General features: G+C 69.5%; 19 protein-coding genes. 11 read left to right on the top strand and 8 right to left on the bottom strand.

All coding sequences use genetic code 11. From position 1 onward, the window contains the following. The first annotated feature begins 25 nt into the window (after positions 1 to 25). From yvcK to secG, 7 genes are all read left to right on the top strand, one after another. Positions 26 to 1,105, top strand: coding sequence for a uridine diphosphate-N-acetylglucosamine-binding protein YvcK (gene yvcK / locus ACAG20_RS04340; RefSeq protein WP_370491643.1), 1,080 nt, complete (start codon positions 26 to 28; stop codon positions 1,103 to 1,105). Beyond that, a complete protein-coding gene (whiA, locus tag ACAG20_RS04335; RefSeq protein ID WP_085975770.1) occupies positions 1,102 to 2,079 on the top strand; it encodes a DNA-binding protein WhiA in 978 nt (325 codons plus the stop codon). The genes yvcK and whiA overlap by 4 nt, the downstream gene beginning before the upstream one ends. Positions 2,080 to 2,205: 126 nt before the next feature. Continuing rightward, on the top strand, positions 2,206 to 3,957 hold the full coding sequence (locus tag ACAG20_RS04330) for a DUF3556 domain-containing protein (protein ID WP_370491642.1): 1,752 nt from the start codon (positions 2,206 to 2,208) through the stop codon (positions 3,955 to 3,957). A 102-nt stretch (positions 3,958 to 4,059) separates the two neighbouring features. Then, positions 4,060 to 5,082 carry a type I glyceraldehyde-3-phosphate dehydrogenase gene (gene gap / locus ACAG20_RS04325; RefSeq protein ID WP_370491641.1) on the top strand — a complete coding sequence of 341 codons (1,023 nt, stop codon included), beginning with the start codon at positions 4,060 to 4,062 and terminating at the stop codon, positions 5,080 to 5,082. A 41-nt stretch (positions 5,083 to 5,123) separates the two neighbouring features. Then, positions 5,124 to 6,335 carry a phosphoglycerate kinase gene (gene pgk, locus ACAG20_RS04320; protein ID WP_370491744.1) on the top strand — a complete coding sequence of 404 codons (1,212 nt, stop codon included), beginning with the start codon at positions 5,124 to 5,126 and terminating at the stop codon, positions 6,333 to 6,335. After that, positions 6,332 to 7,117 (top strand): triose-phosphate isomerase, encoded by a 786-nt coding sequence (tpiA, locus tag ACAG20_RS04315; protein ID WP_370491640.1) that lies wholly within the window; start codon positions 6,332 to 6,334, stop codon positions 7,115 to 7,117. Before pgk ends, tpiA begins: the two co-directional genes overlap by 4 nt. A 42-nt stretch (positions 7,118 to 7,159) precedes the next feature. Next, entirely contained in the window at positions 7,160 to 7,393 is a 234-nt protein-coding gene (secG, locus tag ACAG20_RS04310) for a preprotein translocase subunit SecG (RefSeq protein ID WP_013829205.1), read from the top strand. A gap of 12 nt (positions 7,394 to 7,405) precedes the next feature. Here secG and ACAG20_RS04305 read toward each other — a convergent pair whose 3' ends face one another. From ACAG20_RS04305 to tkt, 6 genes are read right to left on the bottom strand one after another with little or no spacing between them, the layout of a single operon-like run. Beyond that, positions 7,406 to 7,804: an ATPase gene (locus ACAG20_RS04305; RefSeq protein ID WP_370491639.1), complete on the bottom strand. Its 399-nt coding sequence runs from the start codon at positions 7,802 to 7,804 to the stop codon at positions 7,406 to 7,408. A 33-nt stretch (positions 7,805 to 7,837) separates the two neighbouring features. Beyond that, entirely contained in the window at positions 7,838 to 8,584 is a 747-nt protein-coding gene (gene pgl / locus ACAG20_RS04300; protein WP_370491638.1) for a 6-phosphogluconolactonase, read from the bottom strand. Next, positions 8,581 to 9,501 carry a glucose-6-phosphate dehydrogenase assembly protein OpcA gene (gene opcA / locus ACAG20_RS04295; RefSeq protein ID WP_370491637.1) on the bottom strand — a complete coding sequence of 307 codons (921 nt, stop codon included), beginning with the start codon at positions 9,499 to 9,501 and terminating at the stop codon, positions 8,581 to 8,583. Before opcA ends, pgl begins: the two co-directional genes overlap by 4 nt. Next, the gene (zwf, locus tag ACAG20_RS04290) at positions 9,502 to 11,058 is read right to left on the bottom strand and encodes a glucose-6-phosphate dehydrogenase (protein WP_370491636.1); all 1,557 of its coding nucleotides are present in this window, start codon (positions 11,056 to 11,058) and stop codon (positions 9,502 to 9,504) included. A 4-nt stretch (positions 11,059 to 11,062) separates the two neighbouring features. Beyond that, positions 11,063 to 12,175, bottom strand: a complete 1,113-nt coding sequence (tal, locus tag ACAG20_RS04285; protein ID WP_370491635.1) for a transaldolase — start codon at positions 12,173 to 12,175, stop codon at positions 11,063 to 11,065. 44 nt (positions 12,176 to 12,219) lie between these two features. Beyond that, positions 12,220 to 14,310 (bottom strand): transketolase, encoded by a 2,091-nt coding sequence (gene tkt, locus ACAG20_RS04280; protein ID WP_370491634.1) that lies wholly within the window; start codon positions 14,308 to 14,310, stop codon positions 12,220 to 12,222. 186 nt (positions 14,311 to 14,496) lie between these two features. Here tkt and ACAG20_RS04275 point away from each other — a divergent pair, with 186 nt between their 5' ends. From ACAG20_RS04275 to ACAG20_RS04265, 3 genes are all read left to right on the top strand, one after another. Continuing rightward, entirely contained in the window at positions 14,497 to 15,420 is a 924-nt protein-coding gene (locus ACAG20_RS04275; protein ID WP_112688603.1) for a heme o synthase, read from the top strand. A gap of 169 nt (positions 15,421 to 15,589) precedes the next feature. Further along, positions 15,590 to 17,137 carry a PPE family protein gene (locus tag ACAG20_RS04270; RefSeq protein ID WP_370491743.1) on the top strand — a complete coding sequence of 516 codons (1,548 nt, stop codon included), beginning with the start codon at positions 15,590 to 15,592 and terminating at the stop codon, positions 17,135 to 17,137. Between the two features lie 64 nt (positions 17,138 to 17,201). Beyond that, positions 17,202 to 18,797, top strand: coding sequence for a PPE family protein (locus tag ACAG20_RS04265; RefSeq protein ID WP_370491742.1), 1,596 nt, complete (start codon positions 17,202 to 17,204; stop codon positions 18,795 to 18,797). A gap of 23 nt (positions 18,798 to 18,820) precedes the next feature. Here the strand turns inward: ACAG20_RS04265 and ACAG20_RS04260 are convergent, their stop codons facing one another. Then, positions 18,821 to 19,807, bottom strand: coding sequence for a quinone oxidoreductase (locus tag ACAG20_RS04260; RefSeq protein WP_370491633.1), 987 nt, complete (start codon positions 19,805 to 19,807; stop codon positions 18,821 to 18,823). 31 nt (positions 19,808 to 19,838) lie between these two features. Here ACAG20_RS04260 and ACAG20_RS04255 point away from each other — a divergent pair, with 31 nt between their 5' ends. Continuing rightward, positions 19,839 to 20,546, top strand: a complete 708-nt coding sequence (locus ACAG20_RS04255) for a hypothetical protein (protein WP_370491632.1) — start codon at positions 19,839 to 19,841, stop codon at positions 20,544 to 20,546. Here ACAG20_RS04255 and ACAG20_RS04250 read toward each other — a convergent pair. Continuing rightward, positions 20,502 to 21,437 carry a heme A synthase gene (locus tag ACAG20_RS04250; protein ID WP_370491741.1) on the bottom strand — a complete coding sequence of 312 codons (936 nt, stop codon included), beginning with the start codon at positions 21,435 to 21,437 and terminating at the stop codon, positions 20,502 to 20,504. The genes ACAG20_RS04255 and ACAG20_RS04250 overlap by 45 nt on opposite strands. Between the last annotated feature and the right edge of the window lie 46 nt (positions 21,438 to 21,483).

The following is a 21,483-nucleotide window of genomic DNA, read 5'->3' as shown; positions in this document are numbered from 1 at the left end:
TGCGGAGCGATGAGGAGCGGCGGCAATGAGTGTGGAGCCCGCCAACGGCAACCCGGGCATCGTTGCGCTCGGCGGCGGGCACGGCCTGTATGCGACGCTGTCGGCCGCCCGGCGGCTGACCCCGCACGTCACAGCGGTGGTCACCGTGGCCGACGACGGCGGCTCGTCGGGGAGGTTGCGCGGCGAGCTGGACGTGGTGCCGCCGGGGGATCTCCGCATGGCGCTGGCGGCATTGGCCTCCGACAGCCCCACCGGACGGCTGTGGGCCACCATCCTGCAGCACCGGTTCGGCGGCACCGGCGCGCTGGCCGGCCACCCAATCGGCAACCTGCTGCTGGCCGGCCTCAACGAGGTGCTGGCCGACCCGGTCGCGGCGCTCGATGAACTCGGGCGGATGCTCGGCGTCAAGGGACGGGTGCTGCCGATGTGCCCGATCGCGCTGCAGATCGAAGCCGACGTGTCCGGGCTCGACGCCGACCCACGGCTGTCCCGGCTGATCCGCGGCCAGGTGGCGATCGCGACCACTCCGGGCAAGGTTCGCCGGGTGCGGTTGCTGCCGGGCAACCCGCCGGCGACCAGGCAAGCCGTCGACGCCATCATGTCGGCGGATCTGGTGGTGCTGGGCCCGGGATCGTGGTTCACCAGCGTGATCCCGCACCTGCTGGTACCCGGGCTGGCGTCGGCGCTGCAGGGCACCAAAGCCCGCCGCGCCCTGGTGCTCAACCTGGTCGCCGAACCGGGGGAGACCGCCGGATTCTCGGTGGAGCGCCACCTGCACGTCTTGGCCCAGCACGCCCCGGGTTTCACCGTCGATCACATCATCATCGACGCCGGCCGGGTGCCCAGTGAACGCGAACGCGTACAGTTGCGTCGCGCTGCGACCCTGTTTGAAGCCGAGGTTCGGTTCGTGGACGTCGCCAGACCTGGTACACCTTTACATGACCCAGGAAAATTGGCGGCAGCGCTGGACGGGGTTCGAGATACCGGCGCGTCGTCGCGGAGGATCCCGACACCGGCCACAGCGCCCGTCGAGGGCGGGGGCCGGCGATCCGGCGTGAGTGGACCGAGCGGGCTCGGGCCGGGAGGTGACAAGTCGTGGCGATGACGGCGGAAGTCAAGGACGAGCTGAGCCGTCTCGTGGTTAGTTCGGTCACGGCGCGCCGCGCCGAGGTCGCGGCGTTGCTGCGCTTCGCCGGCGGCCTGCACATCGTGGCCGGCCGGGTCGTGGTCGAAGCCGAGGTGGATCTGGGCGTCATCGCGCGCCGGTTGCGCAAGGACATCTTCGACCTGTACGGCTACAGCGCGATCGTGCATGTCCTGACCGCCAGCGGGATGCGCAAGAACACCCGCTACGTGCTGCGGGTCACCAAGGACGGCGAAGCACTGGCCCGCCAGACCGGATTGCTGGACTTGCGTGGCCGACCGGTGCGCGGCCTGCCCGCCCAGGTTGTCGGCGGTAGCGTCGCCGACGCCGAAGCCGCTTGGCGGGGAGCGTTTTTGGCGCACGGATCGTTGACGGAGCCGGGCCGGTCCTCGGCGCTGGAGGTCGGTTGTCCGGGCCCGGAGGCGGCGCTGGCGCTGGTCGGTGCGGCACGGCGGCTCGGGGTCAGCGCGAAGGCCCGCGAGGTGCGCGGTGCGGACCGGGTGGTGGTGCGCGACGGCGAGGCGATCGGCGCCTTGCTGACCAGGATGGGCGCCCAGGACACCCGGCTGGTGTGGGAGGAACGCCGGATTCGCCGTGAGGTGCGCGCGACGGCCAACCGGCTGGCCAACTTCGACGACGCCAACCTGCGTCGGTCGGCCCGCGCCGCGGTGGCCGCCGCGGCTCGGGTGGAACGCGCCCTGGACATTCTGGGCGACACCGTCCCCGAGCACCTGGCCTCGGCCGGCAGGCTGCGCGTCGAGCACCGGCAGGCGTCGCTGGAGGAACTGGGCCGGCTCGCCGATCCGCCGATGACCAAAGATGCGGTGGCCGGCCGGATTCGGCGGTTGTTGTCGATGGCCGACCGCAAGGCCAAGCAGGACGGCATCCCCGACACCGAGTCCGCGGTCACCCCGGAGTTGCTGGAAGACGCCTGAGGGTGTGTTCGGTGATCCACCGAACCGGTCGCGGGCCCCAAATCGGCACCCGAGCCCGAAATCGCCTCGCCCGACCGCGGTTACCGCTATAACTGAACGCGGTACACGGCAGGGAGTGAGGCCAAGATGGGGTTCATCAAACCGTCGGTTCCGGACGTGGACCCAGCGGGCTGGCGCACCACTCCGTGGGCAACCCGGGCACAGATCTGCAGCCGGCACTGGGCCGAGCACGGATTCGGCACCCCGTCGGCGGTCTACCTGCTGTATCTGCTCAAGATCGCGGCCTACGCCGGCGGCGCCGCGGCGGTCGTCGCACTGACGCCGGGGCTGGGCGGGCTGCGCGAAGTGGCGCAGTGGTGGACGGAGCCGATCGTCTACCAGAAGCTTGTCGTCTTCAGCTTGCTGTTCGAGATCCTCGGACTGGGCTGCGGTTCCGGCCCGCTGACCGGACGATTCTGGCCGCCGATCGGCGGATTCCTGTACTGGCTGCGGCCTCACACGATTCGACTGCCGCCCTGGCCGGACCGGGTCCCGCTCACCGGCGGCGACACCCGGACGCTCATCGACGTCGCGCTGTACGCCGCGGTGCTGGCCTCCGGCAGCTGGGTGTTGCTCGCGCCGGGCGTCCCGGACACCAGCCCCGGCGGCCCCGGCGCGATCGGCCTGATCGACCCTGTCCGGGTGGTCCCGCTCATCGCCGCACTGGTGCTGCTGGGGCTGCGGGACAAGACCATCTTCCTGGCGGCCCGCGCCGAGCACTACGGGCTGACGTTGCTGGTGTTCTTCTTTCCCTACGTCGACCAGATGGCCGCGTTCAAGCTCATACTCCTCGGATTATGGTGGGGCGCAGCGACGTCCAAACTCAACCATCACTTCCCATATGTGGTGGCCGTGATGATGAGCAACAATGCCCTGTTGCGGCCGAGGATGTTCACCCGGTTCAAACGCCTGCTCTACCGTGATCACCTCAACGACCTGCGACCCACCCGGATACCGCAACTGATGGCGCACGTCGGCGGCACCACCGCCGAATTCATCGTGCCGGCGCTGCTGGTGCTGGTCGCCGGTGATCAGCCCTGGCGGTGGGCGCTGATCGCATTCATGGTGGTCTTCCACCTCAACATCATCTCCAACCTCCCGATGGGAGTTCCGTTGGAATGGAACGTGTTCTTCATCTTCTCGCTGTTCTATCTCTTCGGCCACCACACGGAAATTCAGGTGTACGACCTGAGCTCACCACTGCTGGGGGTCATTCTGGTCGCCGGCCTGGTGGTCATGCCCATCGCGGGAAACATGTTTCCCCAACAGATCTCGTTTTTGCCGGGGATGCGTTACTACGCCGGAAACTGGGCCTCGAGCCTGTGGTGCTTCCGCGACGGCGCCGAAGACACGCTCGAGGCGGGCACGGTCAAGAGTTCGGCACTGGTCATCAACCAGCTCGCCAGGCTCTACGACCGCCCCACCGCCGACCTGGTGGCCGACAAGGTTCCAGGGGCCTTTCGGGCCATGCATCTGCACGGCCGGGCACTCAACGGCCTGCTGCCGCGGGCCTTGGGAGGAGCCAACCAAGCCGACTACAGCATCCGGGACGGCGAGATCATCGCCGGCCCGCTGATCGGGTGGAACTTCGGCGAAGGCCACCTGCACAACGAGCAGCTGCTGGCCGCGGTGCAGCGCCGCTGTCACTTCGCCGAAGGCGACCTGCGGGTGATCCTGCTGGAAGGGCAACCCATTCACCGCCAGGAACAGGCCTACCGCATCGTCGACGCCAAATCCGGCCTGATCGAAGCGGGCCACGTGGCAGTGGCCGACATGCTCAGCCGTCAACCGTGGCCCGAGGCCGGCGACGAGTTTCCGGTCCGCATCACCGCGCAGTAGGCTACGGCCGCGTCGTCGCCGTACCCGATGACCTGTAGGTGCGGTCACGCACTAGGCTGGCGGCGACTACACCAGCAAACTAGGCGACACGAGGAGAGACCAGTGACGGTCCGGGTAGGCGTGAACGGCTTCGGCCGCATCGGGCGCAACTTCTTCAGGGCATTGGACGCGCAGCACGCCCAGGGTGCCAACACCGATATCGAGATCGTCGCGGTCAACGACCTGACCGACAACGCCAGCCTGGCCCACCTGCTGAAATTCGACTCCATCCTGGGCCGGCTGCCCCACGACGTCAGCCTCGAGGGCGACGACACCATCGTGGTCGGCAACACCAAGATCAAGGCCCTGGAGGTCAAGGAGGGTCCGGCCGCGCTGCCCTGGGGCGACCTCGGGGTGGACGTCGTCGTGGAGTCCACCGGCATCTTCACCAAGCGCGACAAGGCGCAGGGCCACCTGGACGCCGGCGCCAAGAAGGTGATCATCTCCGCGCCGGCCAGCGACGAGGACATCACCATCGTGCTCGGCGTCAACGACGACAAGTACGACGGCAGCCAGAACATCATCTCCAATGCCTCGTGCACCACGAACTGCCTGGGCCCGCTGGCCAAGGTGCTCAACGACGAGTTCGGCATCGTCAAGGGCCTGATGACCACCATCCACGCCTACACCCAGGACCAGAACCTGCAGGACGGCCCGCACTCCGACCTGCGGCGGGCCCGGGCGGCCGCGATCAACATCGTGCCGACCTCCACCGGCGCCGCCAAGGCGATCGGCCTGGTGCTGCCGGAGCTGAAGGGCAAGCTGGACGGCTACGCGCTGCGGGTGCCGATCCCCACCGGCTCGGTCACCGACCTGACCGCCGAGCTGAGCAAGTCGGCCTCGATCGACGACATCAACGCCGCGATGAAGGCCGCCGCCGAGGGACCGATGAAGGGCATCCTGAAGTACTACGACGCCCCGATCGTCTCCAGCGACATCGTCACCGACCCGCACAGCTCGCTGTATGACGCCGGGCTGACCAAGGTGATCGACGACCAGGCCAAGGTGGTGTCCTGGTATGACAACGAGTGGGGCTACTCCAACCGGCTGGTGGACCTGATCGCGCTCGTCGGCAAGTCGCTGTAAGAGCGATCGTGGCTGTGTCTTCGGTCAAGGCTGTTTCAGAACTGATCGCCGAGGGGGTTTCGGGGCGGGGCGTGTTGGTGCGCTCCGACCTGAACGTACCGCTCGATGACGGCAAGATCACCGACCCGGGCCGGATCACCGCATCGGTGCCCACGCTGCGCGCGCTGGTCGACGCCGGCGCCAAGGTGGTGGTGGCCGCGCACCTGGGCCGGCCCAAGAACGGGCCGGACCCCAAGCTGTCGCTGGCCCCGGTTGCCGCCGCACTCGGCGAGCAACTGGGTCGGCACGTCCAGCTGGCCGGTGATGTGGTCGGCACCGATGCGCTGGCCCGCGCCGAAGGCCTCACCGACGGCGACGTGCTGCTGCTGGAGAACATCCGGTTCGACCCCCGCGAGACCAGCAAGGACGATCAGGAGCGCCTCGCGCTGGCGCGGGCGCTCGCCGAACTGGTCGCCGCGCCGGACGGCTCGCCGGGAGCGTTCGTCTCCGACGGCTTCGGCGTGGTGCACCGCAAGCAGGCCTCGGTCTATGACATCGCCACCCTGCTGCCGTCGTACGCCGGAACGCTGGTCGCCGCGGAGATCCAGGTGCTGCGGCAGCTGACCGAATCGACCGAGCGGCCCTATGCCGTGGTGCTGGGCGGGTCGAAGGTCTCCGACAAGCTCGGTGTCATCAAGTCGCTGGCGACCAAGGCCGACTCCATCGTGATCGGCGGCGGCATGTGCTTCACCTTCCTGGCCGCCCAGGGTCTTCAGGTCGGGACCTCGCTGCTGGAGGCCGACATGGTCGACACCTGCCGGCAACTGCTCGACGACTACGCCGACGTGCTGCGGCTCCCGGTCGACATCGTCGTCGCCGACAAGTTCGATGCCGGTGCCACCCCGGAAACCGTTGCCGCCGATGTGATTCCGGAGGGCAAGATGGGTCTGGACATCGGTCCCGGCTCGGTGCAGCGCTTCGCCACGCTGCTTGGCAACGCCAAGACCATCTTCTGGAACGGGCCGATGGGCGTGTTTGAGTTCCCGGCGTTTGCCGCCGGCACCAAGGGCGTTGCCGAGGCGATCGCAACGGCCACCGGCAAGGGCGCGTTCAGCGTCGTCGGCGGCGGGGACTCCGCCGCGGCGGTGCGGGCGCTCGGCTTGCCCGAGGACGGTTTCTCCCACATCTCCACCGGCGGTGGGGCGTCGCTGGAATACCTTGAGGGGAAACCACTGCCAGGGCTGCAGGTACTGGAAACCGAAGGGGCGCAATGAGCCGCAAACCGCTGATCGCCGGCAACTGGAAGATGAACCTCAACCACTTCGAGGCGATCGCACTGGTGCAGAAGGTGGCGTTCTCGCTGCCGGACAAGTACTACGACAAGGTCGACGTCACGGTGCTGCCGCCGTTCACCGACCTGCGTAGCGTGCAGACCCTGGTCGACGGGGACAAGCTTCGGCTGACCTTCGGCGCCCAGGACCTCTCGCAGCACGACGCGGGCGCCTACACCGGCGAGATCAGCGGGGCGTTTCTGGCCAAGCTGGGGTGCAGCTTCGTCATCGTCGGGCACTCCGAGCGGCGTAGCTATCACGGCGAGGACGACGCACTGGTGGCCGCCAAGGCGGCCGCCGCGCTCAGGCACGGACTCACCCCGATCATCTGCGTCGGCGAACACCTCGAGATCCGGGAAGCGGGCAACCACGTCGAGTACTGCGTGGACCAGCTTCGCGGCTCGCTGGCCGGGCTGAGCGCCGAACAGATCGGTGCGAGCGTCATCGCCTACGAACCGGTGTGGGCGATCGGCACCGGCCGGGTCGCCGGTGCCGCCGACGCCCAGGAGGTGTGCGCGGCGATCCGTGCCGAACTGGCCAAGCTCGCCTCCCCGAAGATCGCCGAGGCGGTACGGGTGCTCTACGGCGGCTCGGTCAACGCCAAGAACATCGGCGAACTCATCGCCCAGCCCGACGTCGACGGCGGTCTGGTCGGCGGCGCGTCGCTGGACGGCGAGCAGTTCGCCACCCTGGCGGCGCTGGCGGCCGGCGGGCCGCTTGTCTAGCCGCGCCCGGTCGCGCCTCGGCGGCACGGTAGGGTAGCGGCCATGATCTTGACGCTGCAGATCCTCTTGGTGATCACCAGCCTGCTGGTGATGCTGCTGGTGCTGCTGCACCGCGCCAAGGGCGGCGGCCTGTCCACCCTGTTCGGCGGCGGCGTGCAGTCCAGCCTGTCGGGCTCGACGGTGGTCGAGAAGAACCTCGACCGGCTGACCTACTTCGTCATCGCCATCTGGCTGGTGTCGATCATCGCGGTCGGGCTGCTGATCAAGTACGCCTGAGCCAGGCGGCGTCTAACGCGCCACCCGGTTCCGCATGGCGTTGAACATGCCCCGGACCATGTTCTCAGTCGCGGCCAGCGGCGCCATCGCGGTCTCGCCGACGCTGACGATGTCGTCCATCCGGCTGACGATGGTTTCCACCGGCTCGATCAGGGCAACCAGCCGGCGGGCCAGGTCGTCGAGACTGGCCATGGTCTCATCAAGGTGGTCCAGGCCGTCACCGAGGCGTTCGACGGTGGCGTTGAGGCCGACCAGGGAACTGTTCAAGGCGTTCATCGTGTCGCCCAGGCCGTTCAGGACGTCTTCGAGTTGCCCGACGGTCACGTCGGCGTTCAGCGCCGCCTGCGCCAATGTCTTGAGCCGATTGCGTTCCCCGCCGGTACCCGAGCCTCTGTCTGCCATGCCGCTCATTATGACGCGGCGGCAGCCAGTGTCGGGCGCCGGTCAGTGAGATTGCGCGGGCAGTTGCGCGGCTGCCTCGGCGTCGAGCAGCCACACCGTCGCTTCCCGCCCGACCGCGCCGGCCGCCGGCACCGACGCCGGGTCGGCGCCGCCGACCGCGGCGGCCACCGCCTCGGCCTTGGCCGCCCCGGACACCACCAGCCACACCTGGCGTGAGCGACGCACCGCGGGCAGCGTCAGCGTGATGCGCCGCGGCGGCGGCTTGGGGGAGTCGGGCACTCCGACCACCAGACGGCTCGTCTCCCGTACCGCGGGGGTGTCGGGGAACAGCGAGTTGACGTGCCCTTCGGCGCCCATCCCCAGCAGATGCACGTCGAAGTCGGGGGCGGGCTGGCCCGGCTCGGCGTTGGCGGCCAACACCTCCTGGTACGCCTGCGCGGCGGCATCGAGGTCATCGCCGCATTCCCCGTCACTGGCGGGCATGGCATGGATGTTGGCGGCCGGAATGTCGATGCGGCCCAACAGCGCCTCGCGGGCCTGCTTGTCGTTGCGCTCGTCGTCGGCCGCCGGGACGAACCGTTCGTCGCCGAAGAACAGCTGCACGTTTTTCCAGTCGATGCGGGCGGCGTGATCACCGAGGCGCCGCAGCAGCGCGATGCCGCTGCCGCCGCCGGTCAGCACTATCAATGCGCGGCCCCGCGCGGCCAGCGCCGCCTCGATGGCATCGGCAAGCCGGTCACCGGCCGCGGCGATGAGGTCGTCGGTACTGGGGTAGATCACTACGGTCACAGATACTCCACTTCTTCGAGGCCGGCCAGCGCGGCACCATACACAGCGTCGGAGTCCAGTCGGCGGAGGTCTTCGGCCAGGCATTCAGCGGTCACCCGGCGCGGTAGCGGCACCAGCGCGTCGGGCCTGGCCGTGCGGCTCAAGGTGCCGATCACGCCGTGCTGCGGCCGGCTCAGCGTCACGGTCTCGGTGTCGCGTACCAGCTCGATCTTCAGCTCGCCGACGGCGCGTCGCACCGGGCCGTCGATGCGGCTGGCCAACCAGCCGGCCAGGATGTCCAGGGCCGGCTCGGTGGACAGCCCCGATACCAGGGCCGAGCGGACCGGTTCGTAGGGCGGCTGATCCAGCGCGGAGGCCAGCAGCGCCCGCCAGTAGGTGATGCGGCTCCACGACAGATCGGTGTCGCCGGCGGTGTAGCCGCCCAACCGGCTCTTGATCGCCGCCAGCGGGTCGGGGCTGTTGGTAGCGTCGGTGATCCGCCGCAGCGCCAACGCTCCCAGCGGATCCTCGGCCGGCGCCGCCGGCGCCACCTCGGGCCACCAGGCGACCACCGGAATGTCGGGCAACAGAAACGGCACCACGACCGAATCGGCGTGCCCGGACAGCGGGCCGGACAACCGCAGCACCACCACCTCGCCGGCACCGGCGTCGCCGAACATCCGCAGCTGGGCGTCCAGGCGGGGGTCACCGGCATCGGTGTCGTCGGTCATCACCACGATCACCCGGCTGGGATGTTCCTGGCTGGCGATGTTGGCCGCGGCGATCGATTCTTCGAGCAGCATGTCGTTCTCGGTGCTTTCCAGGGCGATGATCAGGGTCAGCACCCGGCCCGTCGTCGCCGCTCCGACCTGCTCGCGCAACTCGTCGAGCTTCTTGTTGATCGCGTTGGTGGAGGTGTCGGGCAGCTCGACAATCATTTACGGCCTCCGCCATTCCCGGCCGGAGCGTGCCAGCATCTCGAACGACGACCGCGGCCCCCAGGTGCCGGCCGCGTACGGCTCGGGTCTGCCGTGCTCCGCCCAGTTCTGCAGCACGGGATCGAGGATCTCCCAAGACAATTCGACTTCGGCGTTGACGGGAAACAGTGACGGCTCGCCGAGCAGCACGTCCAGGATCAAGCGTTCGTAGGCTTCCGGCGAGTCCTCGGAGAACGCCAAGCCGTAGGAGAAGTCCATGTTGACGTCGCGGACCTCCATGAGGTGGCCGGGCACCTTGGAACCGAACCGCAGCGTGATCCCCTCATCGGGCTGCACCCGGATCACCAGTGCGTTCTTGCCCAGCTCGTCGGTCATGGTGGCGTCGAAGGGCAGGTGCGGCGCCGGTTTGAACATCAGCGCGATCTCGGTGACGCGGCGCCCCAGCCGCTTTCCACTGCGCAGATAGAACGGCACGCCGGCCCAGCGCCGGGTGTCGACCTCCAGCGTGATCGCCGCATAGGTCTCGGTGCGCGAGTCGTGAGCGAAGCCCTCCTCGTCGAGCAGGCCGACGACGTGTTCGCCGCCCTGCCACCCGGCGGCGTACTGGCCCCGCGAGGTGGTTTCGTCCAGCGGTTGTGCCAGCCGGGTGGCGGAGAGCACCTTGATCTTCTCGGCCTGCAACTCGGCGGGGGAGAAGCTGACCGGCTCCTCCATGGCGGTCAGGGCCAGCAACTGCAGCAGGTGGTTCTGGATGACGTCGCGGGCCGCGCCGATGCCGTCGTAGTAGCCGGCCCGCCCGCCCAGGCCGATGTCCTCGGCCATGGTGATCTGCACATGGTCGACGTAGTGCGCATTCCAGATCGGGTCGAACAGCTGGTTGGCGAACCGCAGCGCCAGAATGTTCTGGACGGTCTCCTTGCCCAGATAGTGGTCGATGCGAAACACCGACTCTTCCGGGAAGACGCGGTTGACCACGCTGTTGAGCTCGCGGGCGCTGTCCAGGTCGTGGCCGAACGGCTTCTCGATCACCACCCGGCTCCAACTGCCGTCCCGCGGGCGTGCCAGCCCGCTGGCGTGCAGTTTCTCGCACACCACCGGGAAGGAATCGGGTGGGATCGACAGGTAGAAGGCGTGGTTGCCGCCGGTGCCGCGTTCGGCGTCGAGCTTCTGCAGCGTCTCGGCCAGCCGGGCGAATGCCGCGTCGTCATCGAAAGTGCCTTGCACGAACCGGAATCCCTCGGCCAGCCGGTCCCAGACCACCTGGCGAAACGGGGTCCGGGCGTGCTGTTTGACGGCCTGGTAGACCACCTCGGCGAAATCCTGGTCGGCCCACTCCCGGCGCGCGAAGCCAACCAGCGCGAAGGTGGGTGGCAGCAGGCCCCGGTTGGCCAGGTCGTAGATGGCCGGCATGAGCTTGCGGCGCGCGAGGTCACCGGTGACACCGAAGATCACCACCCCGCACGGGCCAGCGATGCGGGGCAGCCGTTTGTCCCGCTTGTCCCGCAGCGGGTTTCGCCAGCCCCCGGCGGTGTGTCGCGCTGTTGCTGCGCTCACCATCAGGTCACTTGGCGGCGTTGAGCTGCGACGCGGTGGCCTCCAGCAGTTCCCCCCACGACGCCTCGAATTTATCCACACCTTCGGATTCGAGCACCAAGAACACATCCGAGACGTCGATGCCCGCGGCGGCGAGCTGATCGAAGACCCGCTGCGACTCCGACGCGGTGCCGGCGATGGTGTTGCCGGTGATATCGCCGTGGTCGGCCACCGCCTCCAACGTGGGCTCGGGCATGGTGTTGACGGTGTGGGGGGCGACCAACTCGGTGACGTAGAGGGTGTCCGGGTAGTCGGGGTTCTTGACCCCGGTCGAGGCCCACAGCGGCCGCTGGACCCGGGCGCCGTCGGCGGCCAGCGTGGCGAAGCGCTCGCCGCCGAAGACCTGTTCGTAGGCGGCGTAGGCCAACCGGGCGTTGGCGACGCCGGCCTTGCCGCGCAGCGCCAGGGCATCGGCCGAGCCGATCTTCTCCAGGCGAGCGTCGATCTCGGTGTCCACCCGGGAGACGAAGAAGGATGCCACCGAGTGGATCTTGGCCAGGTCATGTCCGGCCGTCTTGGCCGCCTCCAGGCCGGCCAGGTAGGCGTCCATCACCTCGCGGTGGCGCTCGACGGAGAAGATCAGCGTGACGTTGACCGAAACCCCTTCGGCCAGTACCGCGGTGATGGCCGGCAGCCCCGCCTTGGTCGCCGGGATCTTGATGAACAGGTTCGGCCGGTCGACGATCTTCCACAGCTCGACGGCTTGGGCGATGGTCTTGTCGGTGTCGTGGGCCAGCCGGGGGTCGACCTCGATCGACACCCGGCCGTCGACGCCGTCGGATGCCTCCCAGGCCTTGGTCAGCACGTCGCAGGCGTTACGGACGTCGTCGGTGGTGACGGTGCGGATCACGGCGTCCACATCGGCGCCGCGCGCGGCCAGCTCGGCCAGCTGCTTGTCGTAGGCGTGGCCCTTTTCCAGCGCCTTCTGGAAGATGGTCGGGTTGGTTGTCACCCCGACGACACTGCGGGTGGCGACGAGCTGCGCCAGGTTGCCCGACGTCAGCCGGTCACGGGACAGGTCATCGAGCCACACCGATACGCCGGCGGCGCTCAGCGCGGCCAGCCGTTCGTTCTGAGTCATGTTGCGCTCCTTCTCAATCGGCCGTCATGCGGCCACAGTTTGCGTCATCTCTCCAAGGCGCGTTCGGCGGCGGCGACGACGGCCTCTGCGGTGAATCCGAACTCGCGGAACAAGGTCTGGTAGTCCGCGGACTCGCCGTAGTGCTCGAGCGAGACGATCTCCCCGGTGTCGCCCACCAGCTTATGCCAGCACTGCGCGACGCCGGCCTCGACAGCGACCCGCGCCGAAACGGCGGGCGGCAGCACCGCGTCGCGATACTCGGCCGGCTGCGACTCGAACCACTCCAGGCAGGTCATCGACACCACGCGCGCATTGATGTCCTTGTCCGCCAGGAGTTTCTGGGCTGCTACCGCGAGCTGCACCTCCGACCCGGTGGCGATCAGTATCACGTCGGGTTGCTCGGCTCCGGCCCCGCCGAGCACGTATCCGCCGCGTGCGACGCCGTCGGCGTCGGTGCCCTCCAGGATCGGCACGCCCTGGCGGGTCAGGATCAGCCCGACCGGACCGCTGTCGGCGCCCCGGGCCAGCACGGTGCGCCAGGCGTAGGCGGTCTCGTTGGCGTCGGCGGGACGCACTACCGACAGCTGCGGGATGGCGCGCAACGCCGACAGGTGCTCGACCGGCTGGTGGGTGGGCCCGTCCTCGCCGAGACCGATCGAGTCGTGGGTCCACACGTAGATCGGATCGATGTCCATCAGCGCCGCCAGTCGCACCGCGGGCCGCATGTAGTCGGAGAACTGCAGGAAGGTGCCGCCGTAGGCGCGGGTCGGGCCGTGCAGCACGATGCCCGACAGGATCGCGCCCATCGCGTGCTCGCGGATCCCGAAGTGCAGGGTGCGGCCGTACGGGTCGGCGGTGAACTCCTTGGTCGAGATCGACGCCGGCCCGAAGGACTTGACATTGTCCATCGTGGTGTTGTTACTGCCGGCCAGATCGGCTGAGCCGCCCCACAATTCGGGAAGCTTCGGCCCCACCGCATTGAGCACCTTGCCGGAGGCGGCACGGGTCGCCACCGCTTTGGAGCCGGGCTCCCAGTACGGCAGGTCCGCGTCCCAGCCGTCCGGCAGCTCACCGGCGGTCAACCGGTCCAGCAGTGCTTTGCGCTCCGGCTCGCGGGCCGCCCAGGCGTCGAATTCGCCCTGCCAGGCATCGTGGGCCGCTTTGCCGCGGCCTACCAGCGCCCTGGTGTGGGTGATCACGTCCTCGCGGACGTCGAAGGACTTGTCCGGGTCGAATCCGAGGGCGGACTTGGTGGCGGCCACCTCGTCGTCGCCGAGTGCCGCGCCGTGAGCCTTCCCGGTGTTCATCAGGTTCGGCGCCGGGTAGCCGATGATCGTGCGCAGCTCGATGAACGACGGCTTGTCGGTGACGGCCTTCGCCTTGGCGATCGCCTCCTCGATGCCGGTCACGTTCTCGCCGCCCTCGACTCGCTGCACGTGCCAGCCGTAGGCCTCATACCGGGCGGCGGTGTCTTCACACATCGCGATGTCGGTGTCGTCTTCGATGGAGATCTTGTTGTGGTCGTAGAACACGATCAGGTTGCCCAGTTGCTGGACCGCGGCCAGTGACGACGCCTCGCTGGTCACGCCTTCCTGGATGTCGCCGTCCGAGGCGATCACGTAGATGTAGTGATCGAACGGGCTCTCGCCGGGGGCGGCGTCCGGGTCGAACAGACCACGCTCGTAACGGGCGGCCATCGCCATCCCGACCGCTGACGCCAGACCCTGACCGAGCGGGCCGGTGGTGATCTCCACCCCCTTGGTGTGGCGGAACTCCGGGTGCCCCGGGGTCTTGGAGCCCCAGGTGCGCAGCGCCTCGATGTCGGACAGTTCCAGCCCGAAACCGCCCAGGTACAGCTGGATGTAGAGCGTCAGGCTGGAGTGCCCGCAGGACAGGATGAACCGGTCGCGGCCGAGCCAGTGGACGTCGGAGGGGTCGTGGCGCATCACCCGCTGGAACAGGGTGTAGGCCAGCGGCGCCAGGCTCATCGCCGTACCGGGATGGCCGCTCCCGCACTTCTGGACCGCATCGGCGGCCAGCACTCGGGCCGTGTCGACCGCGACCGAGTCGATCTCGGCCCAGTCGGCGGGGTGGTGCGGGCGGGTCAGGGCGGAGATCTCTGCAGCAGTGGTCACGAACTTCCTCATTGTCGACAAGCCTGGTTGGTTCTCAGCCTAATGCGGGCACGGGCAGTGTTGCAGGCCCGGTCGGCGAGTGGATTACCCGCGAATCGACCCTGGGATTCGGTCGACCCGGCAGCGCGGTCTACCATCGTCCGTAGTAGACGCTGGCGTCGCTGCTGCCATCTGAGGAGTCATCACGTGAGTATTCGGGAGCGCGCCGCGCCGCGCCGAATACGCGCCGTACGTAGCACCCTGTTGGCGTACCTGTCACTGACCAAGCCGCGGATCATCGAGTTGTTGCTGGTCACGACCATCCCGGCGATGCTGCTGGCGGACCGCGGCACGGTGAATCCGCTGCTGATCTTCAACACGCTCATCGGCGGGATGCTGGCCGCCGCGGGCGCCCACGCGCTGAACTGCGTCGTCGACGCCGACATCGACAAGGTGATGAAGCGCACCGCGCGCCGGCCGCTGGCCCGCGACGCGGTACCGACCCGGAACGCGCTGATCTTCGGCCTGGTGCTCGGCGCTATCTCCTTCGGCTGGCTGTGGCGGTTCACCAACCTGATGTCGGGCCTGCTGGCGGTGGCCACCATCGCCTTCTACGTGCTGGTCTATTCGATGCTGCTCAAGCGGCACACCTCGCAGAACGTGGTGTGGGGCGGTGCGGCCGGCTGCATGCCGGTGGTGATCGGCTGGTCGGCGGTGACCGGCACCGTCGGCTGGCAGGCGCTGGTGATGTTCGCGGTCATCTTCTTCTGGACGCCACCGCACACCTGGGCTCTGGCCATGCGCTACAAGGATGACTATGCGGCGGCGGGGGTGCCGATGCTGCCGGTGGTCGCCAGCGAGCGTGTCGTCACCCACCGCATCGTGGTCTACACCTGGGCGACGGTGATCGCGACGCTGGCGCTGGTGCCGGCTGCGGGGTGGCTGTACGCCTCGGTCGCGTTCCTGGCCGGCGTCTGGTTCCTGACCATGGCCCACCAGCTCTACGCCGGGGTGCGCCGCGGCGAGCCGGTCAAACCGCTGCGGCTTTTCCTGCAGTCGAACAACTACCTGGCGGTGGTGTTCTGCGCCCTGGCGGTGGACTCGGCCATCGGCCTGCCCACCCTGTTCTGAGTCCCTCGGCGGTTGCCGCCGGCCCACCGATCTCCCAGCGTGCCCCCAGGTAACGCGAGGGTTTAACACCTTGCGCCGATGGCGGCGGCAGGTTTTCATTATCGCTAATGAAAATCATATTCAATAATTCGGTGGATGCCGGGCGGTGACCGCGCCGGCGCCGGTCTGGATGGCATCTCCACCGGAGGTGCACTCGGCGCTGTTGAGCACCGGAGCGGGACCCGGTCCACTGTTGGCGGCCGCAGCGGCCTGGTCGGCCATGGGCGCCGAATACACCGAGGCCGCCGACGACCTCATGGCGCTGCTGGGGGCGGTCGGGGCCAGCGCGTGGCAGGGGCCCGCCGCGGAGTCCTACCTGCGGGCCCATGCGCCCTACCTGTCCTGGCTCCGGCAGGCCGCGGCGGACAGCGCGGCGGCCGCGGCCCGCTGCGAGACGGTCGCCGGGGCCTATCGCAGCGCGCTGTCGGCCATGCCGACGCTGTCGGAACTGGTGGCCAATCACCTCACCCACGGGGTGCTGGTGGCGACGAATTTCTTCGGGCTCAACACCATCCCGATTGCGCTCAACGAGGCCGACTACGTCCGGATGTGGGTGCAGGCCGCGACGACGATGTCGATCTATCAAGCGGTCAGTGGCGCGGCGGTGGCCTCGACTCCACAGCCGCCGCCGGCGCCGGCGATTCTCAAGGCCGATGCCCACGGTGGCGACAATCAGGGCACCGACCCCACGGTCAACGACCCGCTGGACCAGCTGATCGCCCAGCTGCTGCAGACGGCCAGCAACGGACAGGTCAACTGGGATCCGGCCCACGCCATGGTCAACGGAATCCCCTATGACCAGTACGTCGATCCCAACCAGCCGCTGTTCTGGCTGGTACGGGCGCTTGAGCTGTTCGAGGATTTCCAGCAGCTCGGCGTGAATTTCCAGCAGAATCCGGCGCTGGCCGTTCAGTATCTGGTCCAGCTCGCCGAGTTCGACTGGCCGACACACCTCGCCGAGATCGCCACCTGGGCGGGGCAGTCGCCGCAGCTGTTCGCCGCGGCGCTCGCCGTGGTGGTCGCCCCGGTCGGCGCCGCGGGTGGGTTCGCCGGGCTGGCCGGATTGGCCGGTCTGCCGCAGCCCGTGGCGCCGATCCCCGCGCTGCCGGCCGGCCCCGGCGGCCATGCGTTGCCCGCGATCGGGACCGTCCCGCCCGCACCGGCGGTGCCCGGAACCGTCAGCGCGTCGGTCCCGGCGGCCCCCGCTGGCGCGGCCACGGGTGCCGCGCCGGCAGTGGCCGGGCCGCCACCGGCGGGCGGTTCGACGTTCGTTCCGCCCTACCTGATCGGCGGACCCGGAATCGGTTCGGGTTCGGCAATGGGCGCCGCCGCCCGCGCGGCCCGCAAGGCCTCCGAACCCGACGGCGCCGCGGCGGCCGCAGCGGCACCGGAGGCCCATCGTGGGCGGGGGCAGGCCCGGCGCCGACGGCGCGCCGCCAACCGCGGACACGCCGATCAGTTCATGACGATGGGCGTCGGTGTCGACCCGGAGTGGCAGCGGCCCGATGACGACCCGGCGGCCGCCGACCGGGGTGCCGGAACGCTGGGTGTCGCCGGCAGCGCGGCCAACGGGCGGTTCACCGCGGTGGGGATGGCCCGGCTGGACGACGCGTTCGGCGGCGGGCCACAGCAGCCGATGGTGCCGGGTAGCTGGGGCGAAGCCGACACCGCCCGGTAAAGTTCGGGTAGCCGAAAAACAAAGTTCCTATGCAGTAAACTCGGTGGTTGTGCCAGGGGTATGGATGGCGTCGCCGCCGGAGGTGCATTCGGCGTTGTTGAGCGCCGGGCCGGGGGCGGGGCCGCTGCTGGCGGCGGCGGGGGCGTGGTCGTCGTTGAGCGCCGAGTACACGGCGGTCGCCGAGGAGCTGACCGCAGTGCTGGCCACCGTCGCAGCCGGGGTGTGGCAGGGGACCGGCGCGGAGGCCTATCTAGGTGCCCACGGGCCGTACCTGGCCTGGTTGAACCAAGCGGCCGCGCACAGTGCGGTGGTCGCCGCGCAGTGCCAGAGCGCGGCGGGCGCCTACAGCGCTGCGTTCGCGGCCATGCCGACACTTCCGGAGCTGGCCGCCAATCACGCGGCGCACGCCCTGCTGGTGGCGACCAACTTCTTCGGCATCAACACCATTCCGATCGCGGTCAACGAGGCCGACTACTTCCGGATGTGGGTGCAGGCGGCCACCACCATGACCACCTATCAGGCGACCTGTGAGGCGTTGGCGGCAGCGACCCCCCATGCTGCTCAGGCGGTCCCGATCCAGAAGGCTGCGGGCCCGTCAGCGTGGTCATCGGAACCGATCACCGAGAATCCGCTGCAGCAGCTCCTTGATGTCCTCGAGCCGTTCCTGAAAAGCCTCGGTTTTGAAGACGGCGGCCCGGTGCGCGAGCCCATCACCAACGCCGTGACAACCGTCGTCGCGGACTTTCTGGAGCACTTCGGGATCAACTGGGAGCCAGCCGCCCGAACACTCAACGGCTTCGACTATGAGTTATACGTCGATGCCACCCAACCGATCTGGTACCTCGTGCGAACTCTGGAGCTATACCAGGACTTCCTGATCATGACCCAGGACCCAACGCAGATCATCCCGGCGCTGCAGTACGTCGCGGCCCTGATGCTGTTCGACTGGCCCACCCATATCGCCCAGTTGCTGCAGGCGATCAGCCAGCCGACGGCGATGGTCGCCGCGGCGGGTGCGGTGGTGGCACCTGGCGGCGGTCTGAGCGGCCTCGCCGGCCTGGCCGGGTTGGCCGAGCCGGTGCCGGGTGTTGCGGTGCCGGTAGGCCCAGTGACTGCAGCGGTTGTGGCCGATGTGCCTGCGGTCGCGGTCGGCCCGGCGGTGGCGGCTGCCCCGCCGCCGCCCGCCCCGCCGCCAGCAGCCCCGGCGGCCGGTGCGGCCCCGGCGCCTCCGGCTGCCCCGCCACCGGCGACGACCGTGTCTGCCGGTACACCGCTGTTCCCCTACCTGGTCGGGGGCGGGCCCCGGATCGACTACGGATCGGGGCTCGGCGCCCACGCCGCCGCCGCCGACAGCGCCAAGCGGAAGCGGCCCACCCCGGCGGCCGCCTCGGCTGCGGCGGCGGAGTCACGCCGGGCCAAACGCCTCCGGCTGCGCAAGACCAGAGCGGGGCACGGTGACGCCGCGATGGATCTGACCGTCGGGGTGACCCCGGACTGGGAGCCGGCATCGGTGTCCGATCGTGGTGCTGGGGAACTGGGGCGCACCGGCAGAGCCCAGGCTGACGGCAGCCGCGCCACCGGGCTCACCCGGCTGGAAGGGGCCGAATTCGCCGAGGGGCCGCGGCTGCCGCTGCTGCCGGAGAGCTGGCGGTCCGGCTGAGCGTGCGGACCGGGGGCTCGTCGTTAGGGGATCAACACGATCGAACCGGTGGTCTTGCGGGCCTGGAGGTCCCGGTGCGCGTCGGCGGCCTCGGCCAGCGGGTAGCGCCGGCTGACCGTCACCTCGATCGATCCTGCCGCGACCGCGTCGAACAATTCTCCTGCGCGCCAGGAGAATTCCTGCTCGCTGCGGGTGAAGTGAGCGAGGTTCGGCCGGGTCAGGTAGACCGAGCCCGCGGCGTTGAGCCGCTGCGGATCCACCGGGGCAACCGGCCCGCTGGCCGCGCCGAACAGCGCCAGCGTGCCCCGGACTGCCAGACTGGCCAGGCTCGCGTCGAACGTCGCCGCGCCTACGCCGTCGTACACCGCGGCGACCCCGGATCCGTCGGTCAATTCCCGGATGCGGGCGCCGAAGGCGGCGGCGGCCGTGTCACCCGAGCCGGGGTAGTCGAGGACCTCGACGGCGCCGGCCTCTCGGGACAAGTCGGCTTTCGCCGGTGTCGACACCGTGGTGATCACCCGGGCGCCGAGCGCAGTGGCCCACTGGGTCAGGATCAGCCCCACCCCGCCGGCGCCGGCGTGCAGCAGCACGGTGTCGCCGGGTGACACCGGGTAGACCGACTTGATCAGGTAATGCGCCGTCAGGCCCTTGAGCAGTACCGCCGCCGCCACGTCGGAGTCGACGCCGGCCGGGATGGGCGCCACCAACGCTGCCGGCGCGGTGCAGTACTGCGCGTAGCCGCCGGTCGCGGCCGCCGTCACCACGCGGTCACCCGCGCTCAGCGTCGTCACGCCCGCGCCGGTCTCGGCGACGACGCCGGCGGCTTCATTGCCGAGCACGAACGGCAATGCCGCCGGGTAGATCCCGGAGCGGAAATAGGTGTCGATGTAGTTGACCCCGATGGCGTCGGCCCGGATCACCACCTCCCCGGCGGCGGCGGAGGGTTGCGGCCTGTCGACCAGTTCCAAGACCTCAGGGCCGCCGGTCGCGGCGATTTCCACGGCGTGCATGGTGACTATCATCTCCGACTGTGGAGTCTGCATGAAGCTGGCCCGGCCCGAGATCTTCCACCCGCGCATCGTGTTGGCGGGCGATTCGCGGCGCGACCACGACGCTTCCGACGCCGGTGATGACGCCGGTGATGACGCCGGGCTGGTGCATGCGCTGCGACACCGCGGCCTGCACGCCCGCCAATTGCCCTGGGACGAGCCGGAAACCCTTGAGGCCGACCTGGTGATCCTGCGGTCGGCGGGCGGTGAGCCGGACCGGCGCGCCGAATTCACGGCGTGGACCAAGCGGGTGCGCAACCTGTTGAACCCACCGGAGGTGGTGGCCTGGAACGCCGATCCCCGCTATCTGGCCGACCTGCAGTGTGACGGGGTGCCGACGGCGTCCGGCGCGGCCACGGAGCGCACGGCGCTGGTGTTCTTCGGCGCCGGCCGGTCGCACGCGTTCGGCGCCGCGGGTACCGACCCGGACTTCGAGTTGTGGGACGTCGGCCGCGCCGCACTGCGCGCCGCCGCCGAACGCTTGAGCATCCGCCTCGAGGAGTTGCTCTACGCGCGCGCCGAGGTGACCGGAGCCGGCGCCGACGCGCGGCTGGTCAGCCTGGATCTGGTCGCGCCGGACCTGGGCTGGGCGGAACTCGGCGCCGACGAATGTGACCGCGCGCAGCGCCGATTCGCGCTGGCGGTCACCTCGGCGCTAGACCGGCTCGGGCTGGGCCCGCTCGCGCAGCGACGCCCATAGCGCCGCGGTCGCGCCGGTGACCAGCACGGCGCCCGCCACATGGATGGTGACCAGCACCGCGGGCACCCCGGTGAAGTATTGAACGACCCCGATCACCCCCTGCGCCAGGGTCAGCGCGGTCAACCAGGCAAGCCGGTTGATCACCGGTTTGGCCGCTCGTACCGCGGCCAGCCCGAACGCCAGTCCCACAAGTAGGCCCAGGAAGCCGATCAGCAGCGACTCGTGCACGTGTGCCAGCGTGACCACCTCGACCTTGAGCCGAGCGACCGTGCGGGTGGTGCTCTTGTCGCCGGCGTGCGGTCCGGCGGCGGTCACCAGGGTTCCGGTGACCAGCACCGCGGCCAGCATGACGGCGCACAGCGCGGTCAGCCGCCGCAACGGGACGGGGACCCGGTGGCGTACCACGACCGTCTCGCCGTCGGGCTCGCCGACCTTGACGTACAACAGCACCGCCAGCCAGACCATCAGCATCGAGACCAGCAGATGCACCGCCACCGTCCACCAGGCCAGCCCGGTGCGCACCGTGATGCCGCCGATGATCGCCTGCAGCACCGTGGAGGCCGGCATCAGCCAGGCGTAGACCAGCACCTCCCGGCGTCGCCGCGCCCGGATCACCGCCAGCACCGCCAGCGCCGAGGTGATGACCACCGCGAAGGTCACCATCCGGTTGCCGAACTCGATGGCCTGATGGATTCGCGGCACCTCCGAGACCGCGACCGGGACGTAGCTGCCCGGGAAGCACTGCGGCCACGTCGGGCAGCCCAGCCCGGACGCGGTGACGCGGACGATCGCTCCGCTGACCGAGATGAAGCCCTGGGTGAAGACGACGGCGGCGGCCAGCAGCCGCTGGGTGCGCAGACTGGGATCGGGCAGCAGATCCACCAGGCGCATCAGGAAGCGTGCCACGGGGCTGATCGTAGAGGATCGGTAACTACGT

Source organism: Mycobacterium sp. pW045 (assembly GCF_041287085.1).
Lineage (GTDB): Bacteria > Actinomycetota > Actinomycetes > Mycobacteriales > Mycobacteriaceae > Mycobacterium > Mycobacterium algericum_A.
This window is presented reverse-complemented; position numbering and strand designations above follow the sequence as displayed.